General features: G+C 38.7%; 14 protein-coding genes. 2 read left to right on the top strand and 12 right to left on the bottom strand.

Translation table 11 applies throughout. The features are described 5' to 3' along the window. Positions 1 to 241: 241 nt before the first annotated feature. Positions 242 to 829 carry a hypothetical protein gene (locus tag HA632_RS07880; protein WP_176306646.1) on the bottom strand — a complete coding sequence of 196 codons (588 nt, stop codon included), beginning with the start codon at positions 827 to 829 and terminating at the stop codon, positions 242 to 244. Positions 830 to 1049: 220 nt separating this feature from the next. Between HA632_RS07880 and HA632_RS07875 the strand changes: the two genes are divergently transcribed. Both HA632_RS07875 and HA632_RS07870 read left to right on the top strand, forming a co-directional pair. Continuing rightward, positions 1050 to 2045: an NAD(P)H-dependent glycerol-3-phosphate dehydrogenase gene (locus HA632_RS07875; protein WP_176306645.1), complete on the top strand. Its 996-nt coding sequence runs from the start codon at positions 1050 to 1052 to the stop codon at positions 2043 to 2045. 1 nt (position 2046) lies between these two features. Continuing rightward, positions 2047 to 2265, top strand: coding sequence for a hypothetical protein (locus HA632_RS07870; protein ID WP_176306644.1), 219 nt, complete (start codon positions 2047 to 2049; stop codon positions 2263 to 2265). A gap of 1 nt (position 2266) precedes the next feature. Here the strand turns inward: HA632_RS07870 and HA632_RS07865 are convergent, their stop codons facing one another. The 11 genes from HA632_RS07865 to HA632_RS07815 form a co-directional block, all read right to left on the bottom strand. Next, positions 2267 to 2674, bottom strand: coding sequence for a hypothetical protein (locus tag HA632_RS07865; RefSeq protein ID WP_176306643.1), 408 nt, complete (start codon positions 2672 to 2674; stop codon positions 2267 to 2269). Positions 2675 to 2752: 78 nt separating this feature from the next. Beyond that, positions 2753 to 3772, bottom strand: a complete 1020-nt coding sequence (pheS, locus tag HA632_RS07860; protein ID WP_176306642.1) for a phenylalanine--tRNA ligase subunit alpha — start codon at positions 3770 to 3772, stop codon at positions 2753 to 2755. Positions 3773 to 3844: 72 nt separating this feature from the next. Beyond that, the gene (locus tag HA632_RS07855) at positions 3845 to 4201 is read right to left on the bottom strand and encodes a hypothetical protein (RefSeq protein WP_176306641.1); all 357 of its coding nucleotides are present in this window, start codon (positions 4199 to 4201) and stop codon (positions 3845 to 3847) included. 135 nt (positions 4202 to 4336) lie between these two features. After that, positions 4337 to 5080: a tetratricopeptide repeat protein gene (locus tag HA632_RS07850; RefSeq protein ID WP_176306640.1), complete on the bottom strand. Its 744-nt coding sequence runs from the start codon at positions 5078 to 5080 to the stop codon at positions 4337 to 4339. A gap of 8 nt (positions 5081 to 5088) precedes the next feature. Further along, the gene (locus HA632_RS07845) at positions 5089 to 6852 is read right to left on the bottom strand and encodes a BatD family protein (RefSeq protein ID WP_176306639.1); all 1764 of its coding nucleotides are present in this window, start codon (positions 6850 to 6852) and stop codon (positions 5089 to 5091) included. 27 nt (positions 6853 to 6879) lie between these two features. Beyond that, positions 6880 to 7620 (bottom strand): tetratricopeptide repeat protein, encoded by a 741-nt coding sequence (locus HA632_RS07840; protein WP_176306638.1) that lies wholly within the window; start codon positions 7618 to 7620, stop codon positions 6880 to 6882. Continuing rightward, a complete protein-coding gene (locus HA632_RS07835; protein ID WP_176306637.1) occupies positions 7621 to 8658 on the bottom strand; it encodes a VWA domain-containing protein in 1038 nt (345 codons plus the stop codon). It abuts the gene before it with no gap. Between the two features lie 6 nt (positions 8659 to 8664). After that, entirely contained in the window at positions 8665 to 9663 is a 999-nt protein-coding gene (locus tag HA632_RS07830; protein ID WP_176306636.1) for a VWA domain-containing protein, read from the bottom strand. Further along, complete coding sequence (locus HA632_RS07825) at positions 9660 to 11300, bottom strand: hypothetical protein (RefSeq protein ID WP_176306635.1); 1641 nt, start codon at positions 11298 to 11300, stop codon at positions 9660 to 9662. The genes HA632_RS07830 and HA632_RS07825 overlap by 4 nt, the downstream gene beginning before the upstream one ends. Positions 11301 to 11306: 6 nt before the next feature. Next, positions 11307 to 12173 carry a DUF58 domain-containing protein gene (locus HA632_RS07820; protein ID WP_171221337.1) on the bottom strand — a complete coding sequence of 289 codons (867 nt, stop codon included), beginning with the start codon at positions 12171 to 12173 and terminating at the stop codon, positions 11307 to 11309. 64 nt (positions 12174 to 12237) lie between these two features. After that, a complete protein-coding gene (locus HA632_RS07815) occupies positions 12238 to 13242 on the bottom strand; it encodes a MoxR family ATPase (RefSeq protein ID WP_176306634.1) in 1005 nt (334 codons plus the stop codon). Positions 13243 to 13469 lie beyond the last annotated feature (227 nt).

Raw genomic sequence — 13469 nt, 5'->3', positions numbered from 1 at the left:
AAATAATCGATGAAATACACAATTTAACAATAAAAATAAGAAATATAATACAATAATATCTTTTTCTGATTGTTTTTTTAACAAGATTATAGCGTCTGATTTAATGAAATTTAACAAGAATTGATGTTTAAATAAGCGATATTTCTTTCATTTATAAAGCCCTTTCTCAAATTGCAAATAAATGGTAACATTATAAAGCAAAAAAAAACCGTCCATTAGGACGGTTTTTTTAACGGTTTTTCTATTGTCTATTGCCAAAATAATAATCTTCGATGTCAAAACAATCGGATTGACAAACATTAAAAAAAGTAGCCCAATTTCTTGGTGTAAATCTTTGTCCCGAAGCCCAAGCTGTTTCTGTTTGAACCACCAAACCATTTTGTACACGATAGACTTCAGCATGAGCTGCTACCGCAAAACATTCCGGTAAGCTAGTTTTGGGAATAGTGTAGGTTATAGTTTGTGTCCCGTTAGCATGACTATTGTTTATTGGAAATTGTCCCGGTATCGGATTCCCGCTGTTGTTTCTTGGGATTAATTGATAACTGCCTACAAACAAATGTGATTTCCTTATAAACCAATTACCGGTTGTAGTGTATTCGACATAAACATTGTCTAAATCAAAATAAACGCTTAGGTCACCGGAGTCGTAATTTTGACCGGCCATAAGATTGGCCACTGTACACGGTGATAAATTGACCGTACTAGCCGAAGTAGGATTGCTGTTTGCCTTTTTTGATTGATGGTCTTCTGTGGTATTTTCGTTCTCACAGGCTGCAAAAGTCAGTGCGACCGCACTAACAAAAAGATAAAGTAATTTTGTTTTCATATGTGTATAAGATTTGGGATTACTAATGTAGAAAAACGTCTTTAAAGTGCGTAAAAAAAACGACGAATGACTCAAAAATTATTAATTAGTAAGAATAACTTTAATTAAACAAAATTGAGCTGCCAATGTTGCCAGTTGTTCGTTTGGTTTTCTAATTTAAATAGTTCCGCTTTTATCACTTAAAATTGAGTATTTTTGGGCTTCATTAAAGTTACTATTCATGAATGAATCTCCAAAATTTGCGGTCATAGGTGGCGGCAGTTGGGCGACTGCTATTGCCAAAATGCTTTGTGTAAACCTAGACGAAATTGCGTGGTACATGCGAAGTCAATCAGCCATAGACCATTTAAAAGCCGAAAGACACAATCCTAATTACTTGAGCTCAGTTGAGTTTGATATCAAAAAATTAAGACTTACCAACGATATAAATGAAGCTATTGCTTACGCGGATTATTTAATTTTTGCCATTCCTTCTGCATTTCTTAGTAAAGAACTGGAGAAGCTCACAGTTGATTTAAAAGACAAAGTTATTTTCTCTGCCATTAAAGGAATTGTGCCCGAAACCTTCTTAATTGTTGGAGAGCATTTTCATAAAAATTTTGACATTCCTTATGATAATATTGGTGTTATAACCGGTCCGTGTCACGCAGAAGAAGTGGCTTTAGAGAGACTTTCTTATTTGACCATAGCCTGTGCTGATGCTAAAAAAGCCAGAGTGGTGGCCAATAATTTAAGCTGTCATTTTATCAAAACCAAAATTTCTGACGATATCATCGGAACCGAATATGCCGCGATGCTGAAAAACATTTACGCAATTGCAGCAGGAATTGCCCATGGCTTAGGTTATGGCGATAACTTTCAGTCTGTCATTATGAGCAATGCTATTCGCGAGATGAAACGATTTATCAAGAAAGTCCACAAAATGAAACGAAACATCAATAACTCGGCTTATTTGGGGGATTTGTTGGTAACGGGTTATTCGGTATTTTCCAGAAACCGTATGTTCGGAAATATGATTGGGAAGGGTTACACCGTTCAAGCGGCTCAAATGGAAATGAGTATGGTGGCTGAAGGGTATTATGCCGTGAAGAGCGCTTACAAATTAAACCAAGATTATAAAGCCAAAACCCCAATTATTGATGCGGTGTACGAGGTTTTATACGAAGGTAAAGAAGCCAAAAAAGTATTTAAGAAACTAACTGAAAAATTAGACTAAGATGAGTGAAAGGTGGAAATACCAAGTTAAAACCGGAGGTCTTTGGGGCCTATTTATGGTTGTTTTTATGACGCTGTTCGATGTCAGCGAGAAGCCTTTAGCCCAACAATTGCAATCCGGGACGTTTTATTTCAGAGCTTTTGTGTACTTAGTGATAGGGATTTTTGTTTTAGGCTATTTCAACTGGAAAGCGAAAACAAAAAGAGAAAACAACCGGTAACTTATTTTACAATAACACCATTGACAAACAATATCGGCACTTCTTCGGTGGCGCGCTCATTAATCATGTTTTTGCGGAAAGTAAATTTTTTGTCGTACAGAGTATTCCCGATAAAATAGGTGACCATAAACTCGTTGTTGAGTTCTAAAACGCTTTTTTCTACCATTTCGATTTTTACAGCAGAAACCGAGGGCACTTGCATAAATGCGTGGCGCAGGAGCGACGTTTTTTTCATTTCCCCATCAATGGTGCCAAAAGCTTTGGAAACGACCATTACAGAGTCTAAATCGAAGTCGGAATCATTAATCAAATACACATACCAAACTTTTTCCATAAAGTCATCGCTCCATTCTTGCACAGCAGCGAGGAATACGTTTTCAACTTTCGGAATGGTGATGTCTGCTTTCATTTTTTAGGGATAAGGGATAAGTCAAAAGGGATAAGTAAAAGTTCTTATGTCTTTTCCCATATCCCTTTTTACTTTTATTTATATACTCGACTTGAATTGCTCCAAGAAACGAACGTCGTTTTCATAGAACATTCGGATATCGCCGATTTGGTACAATAACATAGCGATGCGCTCAATTCCCATACCAAAAGCGAAACCATTGTATTCTTCTGGGTTAATACCACAGTTTTTCAAAACGTTCGGGTCAACCATTCCGCAGCCCATGATTTCTAACCAACCGGTTCCTTTGGTAATGCGGTAATCGGTTTCTGTTTTTAATCCCCAATAAATATCAACTTCAGCGCTTGGCTCAGTAAATGGGAAATAACTTGGTCTCAAACGGATTTTGGATTTGCCAAACATTTCTTTGGTGAAATATAAAAGCGTTTGCTTTAAGTCGGCAAACGAAACATCTTTGTCAATATACAAACCTTCCACTTGGTGGAAAATACAGTGCGAACGCGAAGAAACCGCTTCGTTTCTGAAAACTCTTCCCGGTGAAATGGTTCGGATTGGCGGTTTGTTGTTTTCCATATAACGCACCTGAACCGATGAAGTGTGCGTTCTCAACAATACATCGGGATTGGTTTGGATGAAAAAGGTGTCTTGCATGTCTCTCGCCGGATGGTATTCCGGGAGGTTCAAGGCTGTAAAGTTGTGCCAATCGTCTTCAATTTCCGGACCTTCGGAAACGTTAAATCCGATGGTAGAGAAAATATCGATGATTTGGTTTTTTACTAACGAAATAGGATGACGAGAACCAATAGCTACCGGTTCCGACGGACGCGTTAAATCGCCATAGAAACCTTTGACTTCTTCTTTGCTTTCCAATTCTTCCTGTATGGCTTTTACTTTTTCTTCCGCAACTGCTTTCAGGGTATTGATGACTTGTCCGAAGTCTTTTTTCTGGTCGTTCGGGATATTTTTGAATTCGGTGAAAAGCTCTTTCAACAAGCCTTTGCTGCCCAAATATTTGATGCGGAAATTTTCTAAAGCTTCTTTGTTTTTGGTATTGAAGGCTTTAGCTTCTTCAATATGTTCTTTAATCTTGTCTATCATCGGTCGTACTTTGAAGGTGCAAATTTAGGGATTTGTTGCGAGTTTCGAGTTTAAGGTTTTGAGTTTTTTCAACTAATCAATCACTTCACGTTCCAAAAAGTAGTTCACAATGGCTTCTTTCATCAAAACCGATTGTTCTCCGGCTTTTAACGGCGGCAATTCTTCCTTGACTTTGTAGTGCGGCCAGCCTTCTTTATCGACATAGTCAAATTCGTAGTAACCATAAGGCTCCAGCAAACGACAAATGGCGATGTGCATCAGGTTGAGTTTTTCGTCTTTTTTGAAAGTTTGGTGCACTTTTCCGAGTTCTTGCACTCCGATTAAGTATATAATGGCATCTAAGTCGAGCATTTCGCCCTCAGCAAATTGATTGGAAAGAATATGCACGACTTTGTCCCAGCGTTGTTTTAATTGTTCGTCTCTAGACATAATTCAGTTAAAAGAAAAAAGAAGCAAGACCCGAGGCAAAGCCGAACGGTGCGGAGCTAGAAAAGACTTCGTGCTTCTTGATTTATATTTTGGCAAAGATAACGATACTGACCACTAATTACTGATCACTGACGACTATTTAATCTCTTTAATCGCACTATCCTCAATCCAACCGGTGGTTTCGTCGGTGAGTTCTACTTTTTTCCAGTTGGCAATGCTTTCTAAGATGTACACTTTGGTTCCTTCGTGTAACGCGGTGGCATCCGGACTGTTTACTTTGGGTTCGTTTTTTAAAGCAGTAGATTCGGCAAAAATAATGGCCGGTTTTTCATGTTCCATTCGGCTTCTTTCATAAAATCCGGAAGCGGCGGCTAGGCCAATGCCAAGTAACCAAATAAACATCCCCAAAAAGAAAACGCGTTTCAAGATGGTTTTTTGTGAAAAATAATAACCTGCAAAAAAAGCTAAAAATAAGAACGCAAAAGCTACGGCAAACCAAGCCCAAGTGTCATAATGGTATTTAGAAGTGAGATCGGAAAGCAGTTTTTGAAACCCAACTTTGGGAATGACTTTGATGTCATCGATGGTCATTTTTCGGGCAAAGTCTAAGTTGGTTTTGATTTCCTCATCATTCGGATGTAACAACAACGCTTTTTCATAATTGTAAATGGCCGGTGCCACTTTATGCAATTTGTAGTAAGCATTACCCAAATTAAAATACACTTCCGCCGATTCTTTACCGGATTCGAGGATGCTTTCAAAACTTTGAATCGCCGCTTGGTAATTTTCTTTTTGGTAGTAGTCATTGCCTTGTTCAAAAGGCGATTGTGCCCAAATAATTTGGGAAACGAATAGCAAAATAAAGAGTACTTTGTTCATGTTGCTACTTATTTAATTTGTTTTTCTAAGGCCGAAATAATACTCACCGCTTTGTCATAATCCAACTGAATGGCAGTTTCTGAAGACGGCGCATATCTCGCAAATTCACAGTTTTCGGTTAAAGCTATAAATTCAGCAATGGTTTCTGATTGTGCGCTTCTTGATTGTAAAATCTCGGTTATTTTTTCCTTACTCATATCCGAAGTTTCTATGTTCAATTTGGCTTTCAGGAAATTGTGCAGGGCTTTTTCCAAAGCGATATAAAATGGTTCTTTTTGACCCAAATATTTTTTGGCATCGCCCAAATATTTCTTCGCCAACGCATTTGATTTCCTGATTTTGTTGCCAATGACATCCTTGTCTGAAGCTTCTTTTCTTCGTTTGCCGACAATCAATAACGGTATGGCTAAAAACGGTAAAAATACCAAAGAATAAAACAATCCCGAGCCCAAGAAATCTTCTTTTTCCATAGATTTCAAAGTGGTTTTTTGCTTGTTGAAGGCAAATGCCTTGGCCACTTCTACTTTATTTTTAGCGACTTCATTGGCATTGGTTTTTTCGGATGAACCCGCACTCGGACCGTCCATCACATTAATGGTTATGGGTTGCGAGGAAAGGGTTTTGTATCTACCTGAGGCCAAATCAAAATAGGTAAATTTCATTGGCTTGATTTGGTAATTGCCTTTGTATTGAGGAATGATGGTGTATTTGTCGGTTATTCTTCCGGTCATTCCGGTCAGTGGTGTCGATACATTTTCATCGTGTACCGGATCATACATTTCCAACGAGGAAGGCAAAACGGGTTTTGGCAACGAGAATAGTTTTAAGTTTCCTTTTCCTATGACGCTAACGGTTAATTCCAGTGATTCCCCGTTTTTAAGCGTGGTTTTGGAGGGGTTGACTTTAAAATCAAACTGACCCACAGCACCCGAAAAATCTTCCGGTTTTCCGGCTTCCGGCAATGGCTTCACGTTGATGATTTTGCTTCCGGCCGAAACGCGTTTGCTGTCTTCTACCATCAAGGGTTGTCCCCAATAATTTCTTCGGTTGGTAGGCACTTGACAATCAATGTCTAAAGAAAGCGGTTCGATTTCCAATCTACCTGATTTTTGTGGATACAATACCGTTTTTCTCAAAACCACATAGCGATAACGTTCCCCTTTAAACATGCCGTCTTCGGCTTTGAGTTGTTTGATATCGATATTTTGAGACCAAAAATCATTGTATTTGGGTTTGTTCAATTCACGCCAATTCGAAATCCCGATGTTGTAACTGAAGTACAATTTATAAACCACAGTAATCGGTTCGTTGAGGTAGGGATTGGCTTTTGAAATATCGGCGACCAAGTAAATGTTTTCATCAGCGGTTACTGCCGGCGCTTCATTCGGATCTTTGGGTAATTCAACGGCATTGGTCACATTGATTTTTACCGGTGACGTTTTATAAATCTGACCATTGATTTCGATAGAAGCCTGTTTGATGGTTAGATTCCCTTTTTGTGTAGGCAATAGAATATAGATGTACGATTTATTAAAAGAACTTTTACCATTAACCCAAGACTGACTAACGGATTGACTTGGTCCGCCAACGACTCTGAATCCTGAAGATTCAAAAGCAGGCGGCACAAAATTATCGCCATCAGCATTCATGGTAAATTCAATGCGCAATCTTTCATTGATGCCCAAAGTATTCTTACTCACTTTGGCTTCAAATTGTACTTGAGCCATAAGTGTGTTGGTTATTAAAAGAAATAAAATCAGTATCCTTTTCATATTCAAATTAAATCATTTTCAAATTGATTACCAGTCTTTCTCTGTTTTTTTAGGATTGGCGTGGACTTTTTGTTTGTTGACTTTATCTTGCACTTTTTTCTCTTCGTTATTCACTGCATCTAACAAATTTTGAAGGCGCTGTTTTGAAACGCCGCCAGGTTGCGGTTGTGGTTTTCCTTGGTTTTTGTCTTTATTGTCTTTTTTATCTTTATCGTTCTGACCTTTTTGGTCTTGGTTTTTGTCTTTATTTTTATCGTCTTGGTTGTCCTTATTCTTCTTTTCGTCTTCCTTCTGGTTTTTCTTGTCTTTGCTTTTGTCGTCGTCTTTTTTAGGCGGATTGTCCTTTAGGAATTTTTTGGCCAAGGCATAATTGTAACGGGTTTGCTCGTCAGCCGGATTGTTTCTCAAAGCGTTTTTATAGGCTTCAACCGCACCGGAATAATCTTTACTCTTCATCAAGGTGTTGCCGATATTGTGAAAGACCAAATGTTTCTCAGTACGTGTTTTAGCATTTTTTAAGGCTTTGGCATAATGGTGTTTGGCTTCTTCGTTTTGATTTTGACGATAAACGGAATTGCCTAAGTTATAAGGCGCAATCGCTTTTTTAGGGCTTTTGGATTCTGAAACACGGTATTCGGCTTCCGCTTCGGCGTATTTTTTTTCGAGAAAAGCTTCGTTTCCTTTGGGCAAGTTTTTGTCTTTTTCCTTGTTTTGGGCTTTCGCCAAAAAGGAAATCAGGAGTAAACTGTATAGTGCTATCTTTTTCATTTATTCTTTTTCATTAAACAGATTCATTTTCTCAACCCATTTCGTCTTTTTCTCCAACAAGAAAATATCCAAAAACAACAAGAAAAAGCCAAATCCTAAAAACCATTGGAACTGCGATTTGAAATCCGACATTTGGGTACTTTCAAACTCGGTTCTTTGAATATTGTCTAAAGCATTTTTGACATAATCCAAAACTGCTTTGGTGGAATTTCCGTCCACATATCCGCCGCCGGTGACTTTAGCGATTTCTTTCAACACTTCAGGATTTCTTTTGGTAATGACTACTTCATCGTTTTGGTCTCTTTGGAAGCTTTGCACGACTCCGTTTCGCTTCAACGGAATGGGCCCGCCTTTTTCGCTACCAACGCCAATGGTAATGATTTTTAAGCCTAATTTTTTAGCTTCTTCCGCAGCATCTGTTGAGTCTTGAGAATGATCTTCCCCATCGCTGATGATGATCAAAAGCTTGTTGGTTTTATCTTTTTTATCGATAAAAGTGGTTGCCAAATTAATCGCTTGGTCAATCGACGTTCCTTGAGCCGAAATAATCCCGGGATTCATGCCTTGTAAAAACATTTTCGCCACACTGTAATCGGTCGTAATCGGTAAAACCGGGAAAGCACTTCCGGAATAAGCTACGATTCCGATACGGTCATTGCCCAAATTGTTGATGATTTGGGAAACCAATTGTTTGCTTTTTTCCAATCGGCTTGGTGCGACGTCTTCAGCCAACATACTTTTGGAAACATCAATGGCAAAAACGATATCAATACCTTCTCTTTTTACGGTTTCTAATTTGGTACCCATTTTGGGGTTGACTAAACCTATTATCAAACAAGTTAGGGCCAAAAGCACGACAACCAATTTCAAAACCGGTTTAAAAAGGGATTTCTCGGGGCTTAATTTTTTGAGTAATTCTAAATCTCCGAATTCGCGTTGCTTTTTTCTTTTCCAATATTGTACATACAAGAAAAGCATTGCCAATACCGGAATGGCAATCAAGAAATACAAATACCCTTTTTCTTCTAACTCGTACATAAAGAATTATATAAAACTTCTATAAACCGTATGGCGCAATCCGAATTCCAACAAAAGCAAGATGCCGGCGATCCAGACAAAAGGCCTGAATTTTTCGTCGTAATCGTAAAATTTCAGTTCTTGAATTTCGGTGGTTTCCAGTTTGTTAATTTCGTTATAAATAGATTCCAGTTTGCTGTTGTTGTTGGCTCTGAAATATTTTCCGCCGGTATTTTTGGCAATGGTTTGCAACAAATTCACATCAATTTCCACCGGCATCATTCGGAACAAAAATCCACCATTGGGTGCATAAGCATAAGGCGACATCGCATCACCATTGGTTCCGATTCCGACCGTGTATACTTTGATTCCGTATTCTTTGGCGATTTGCGAAGCGGTTTCCGGCTCAATAAACCCGGAATTGTTCACACCATCCGTCAAGAGAATAATCACTTTGCTTTTGGCTTTGCTGTCTTTCAAACGATTGACCGCAGTAGTCAATCCCATCCCGATTCCGGTTCCGTCTTGCAAAACATTGTCGTATCTAATTCCCCTAATAGCATCTTGAACGATGGCTTTGTCGCTGGTGACCGGTGTTTTGGTGTAAGCTTCAGCAGCATAAACTACTATTCCGATGCGGTCATTGGGTCTGCCATCCACAAAATTGGCGGCTACTTTCTTCAAAGCCTCCATACGATTGGGCTTTAAATCTTTGGCCAACATACTTCCGGAAACGTCAATCGCCATTACAATATCAACCCCTTTGGTCGATTTGGTTTGGCTGCTGATGTCTACTTTTCGTGGTCGTGCCATCGCAATAATCAAAGAACTCAAAGCCAATAATCGCAATACAAACAAATACGGTTTTAGTTTGGCCAACAATGATTTTTGTGCTTTAAAACCTCTGACCGAACTTATTTTCAACGTGGCCGATTGTTTTCTTTTCCAAAAATGCCAAGCAACAGCTGCCGGAAGTAATAAAAACAACCAGAAAAACTCAGGATTTAAAAAACTTACTTCTTTCATTGTTGTGCCGGTGTTTCTAATTCAACCGAATTCAAAACTCTTTCGGTAACTTGTTTGCCATATTTATCGCCTTCTTCATGCATAATCATGATTTGTTGAAACCCTTGACTTTGCGCGAAAATCAATACTTCGTAATACAATTTGGTTGATTTGTCATTGACTTTGTCAACAAAAGTCATCGTTCCGTAGGCTCTTCTGCCCGAAATGCCTTTTTGGGTATCAAAATCATCTGTTTTGACAATAATATTGGTGGCGCCTTGTTTTTCCAAAGCTCTTAATGATTCCTCAGCCACTTTGTCTAAATCCGGGGTTGGTATTTCCTGCTTGAATTCGGTTGTACTTACCACTATATAAAAGTTGTCAATCATGCTTCCATACGTAAAGGTGTTCATCTCCTTAACCATTTCATTTGCTTTTTGGGTAAGCCCTTTGGTCACATCAATTCGTTTCAAGACTTTTGGAGTTTCGATCTTTACCGCCGGATTGCCGTAATCACTATAAACCCATTCGCCTTCCACCAAATCTTTAGTCGGATGGCCAATCAGATTGTCTTTGACATAATCAAATCCTTTGAAATAGATCAAGCCGCCGAGTGCAATCAGCATCATTCCGATAATGATTCCTATGGTGGTAATGATTCTGACGCGTTTTTGTTTTTTGAGTTTTTGCAAACGCGCTAATTCTTTTTGTTGTTCGTTCCACAAAGCCAATTCGTCGTCTTCTTCCACCACTTCCGGAATCGATTTGTGAATGGTTACGATGGAATTGGAGATGCGTTTTTTATCTTCTTCAATTTCAAAATCAAGCGGTTTTACTTTGGCAAACTTGACCAAATCAGCTTGTTGCAATACTTTTTCCAAATTTTCAACTGTTTCGTTGGAAAGCTTTAATTTTTGTTGTTTTGCCGCTTTTCGCAACCCTTCAATGAGTTCCGAAGTGGTGCTTTCCATCGCCGGAATGTGGATTTCTTCTTCGATATAATTTCGGGCAATGTCCGTCAGTTCCGAATAATAGCTTTTGATTTCTCCTTTTTGCCAAAGGCCTTTGCTTTCCAATTGCTGTAATAGCGTTGTGGCTTTTTCAATGGGAGTTTTGTAGACAATTACTTCCGCTTTTTCTTTGGTTTGGACTTTTTTGATGAATCGGTAAACCAAAAATCCGGCAACGGCAATTAGCAAAGCAATCAAAACGTAAATCCACCAAGTACCCATCGGACTTTCTACCTTAACGATGTCTTTGATGTCGTACATTTTTTGTTTTAGGGTATCAACTTTCACATCGTTGACTTCCACCTTAATGCTGTCTGAAAAAACAGTTTTGCCATTAATAATAACCGGCACTTTTGGGATGAGGTACTTTCCGCTGTCAAATTGGGTTAAGCCATATTTTTTGATTAATTCATAGCGTGCGCCTTTTCTAACGGTGTCAATTTTATAGGATTGAATCACTTCCAAAGCACCAAAGAATTTACTTTCCGGGAATTTTACTTTGGATAAGGTATCAACATCGGTTTTTAAGGTTAGCTTAAACTCGGCTCCGATTTTGTTTTTAGTGGTATTCACAGCAGTCGTCACCTTGGGTTGTGACCAAAGTGCCATCGATAATAAGCTTAAAAACAGCGCAAATTTCCTTTTCATTTTTTCTTATCTCGATTTAAAATAGCCCAATAATTTGGTTACATAACTTTCATCCACACGAGTGTTTACGGTTCCTGAACCACATTTGGAGAAAATATCTTTGAAATAATTTACTTTGTCTTGGTATTGCTTTTCGTAACTCAATCGCGCTTTTTTGGAGCCGGTATTGACTACCAAAACTTCTCCGGTTTCGGCGTCTTCCATTTCCACCATACCAATATTTGGCATTTTTTCTTCCCGAATGTCGTATACTCTTACACCGGTGATATCGTGTTTTTTTCCCGCAATTTTTAAGGTTTTCTCGTAATCGTCTTCGACCATAAAATCCGAAATGACGAACACAATTGCTTTTTTCTTCTGTGTGCTTGATAAAAATTTCAAAGCTTGCGACAAATCGGTTCGTTTGCTTTTGGGTTGGAATTCAATCAGTTCCCGAATGATACGCAATACGTGCGATTTTCCTTTTTTGGGCGGAATGTACAATTCGATTTGATCTGAGAATAAAATCAGGCCAATTTTATCATTGTTTTGTGTCGCCGAAAAAGCCATAGTCGCGGCAATTTCGGTAACGATTTCACTTTTCAGTTGGTTTTTGGTTCCAAAACTTTCCGAACCCGAAATGTCTACCATTAACATCATGGTCAATTCGCGTTCTTCCTCAAAAACCTTGACATACGGTTCGTTGTAGCGCGCGGTCACATTCCAGTCGATGGCGCGAATGTCATCGCCAAACTGGTATTGACGCACTTCCGAAAACGTCATACCGCGGCCTTTGAATGACGTGTGGTATTCGCCCGAAAAGATATGATCACTCAATCTTCGGGTTTTGATTTCGATTTTACGAACTTTTTTGAGAAGGTCTTTGGTTTCCATCATATAGTTGTTGGTTGTTGGTTGTCGGTTAAGGGAATTTCCATCAACGGTCAACGATCAACTATTAAGGTACTTCAATTTCGTTTACGATTTTGTTGATGATGTCAACGGAAGTGATGTTTTCAGCTTCGGCTTCATAAGTAACCCCGATTCTGTGGCGCAATACATCGTGTACAACCGCGCGAACATCTTCCGGAATTACATAACCGCGACGTTTGATAAAGGCGTAACATTTGGCGGCCGTAGCCAAGTTGATACTTCCACGAGGTGAAGCACCGAAACCAATAAGTGGTTTTAGACTTTCCAGTTTGTATTTTTCCGGAGTACGTGTGGCAAAGATGATGTCTAAGATGTATTTTTCAATTTTTTCGTCCATATAAACCTCACGAACCGCTTCTTGTGCGCGAAGAATTTGTTCTACCGATACCACTTGGTTTACTTTTTCATAAGCTCCTTTTAGGTTTTGGCGAATGACCATTCGTTCTTCTTCAATTTTTGGATAATCGATAACGGTTTTTAGCATAAAACGATCGACTTGTGCTTCCGGTAAAGGATAAGTTCCTTCTTGCTCAATCGGATTTTGAGTAGCCAATACCAAGAACGGCTTGTCTAATTTGAAAGTGGTATCGCCAATGGTTACTTGTTTTTCCTGCATGGCTTCTAATAAAGCCGATTGCACTTTGGCCGGCGCACGATTGATCTCATCGGCTAAAACGAAGTTGGCAAAAATAGGCCCTTTTTTTATCGAAAACTCATTCGCTTTGATGTTATAAATCATCGTTCCAATGACGTCTGCCGGTAATAAATCGGGTGTAAATTGGATACGGCTGAAACTACCGTGAACAGCTTGTGACAAGGTATTGATGGCTAAGGTTTTGGCCAAACCCGGTACACCTTCCAAAAGAATATGCCCTTGTCCTAAAAGTCCAATTAACAATCGCTCTACCATGTGCTTTTGACCTACGATGACTTTGTTCATTTCCATCGTCAACAATTCTATAAAAGCACTTTCATGTTCTATTTTTGCATTAATTGCTCTGATATCTAAGGCAGTATCATTTTGTTCCATAGTGATTGGTTTATTCTAATGTATGATCGTTATAATTTTAACATTTCAAAAGTGAAAATTTATTAGGTCACGCGATGTTAATAATGCGTTAAAACTTTAGAAAACATACCAATTTTAAGGATGATTTATGATTTTCTTTTTATAATTTTAAGACCTAATCCGTTTTCCGATTTTCAGTCGGCAAAATAAGAAATTTTTCCAAAGGACAAAAAACCAAAACACAGTTA

This window comes from Flavobacterium sp. J49, from assembly GCF_011742145.1.
GTDB lineage: Bacteria > Bacteroidota > Bacteroidia > Flavobacteriales > Flavobacteriaceae > Flavobacterium.
The sequence above is the reverse complement of the archived record's forward strand: the minus strand, read 5'-3'. Positions and strand labels throughout refer to the sequence as shown.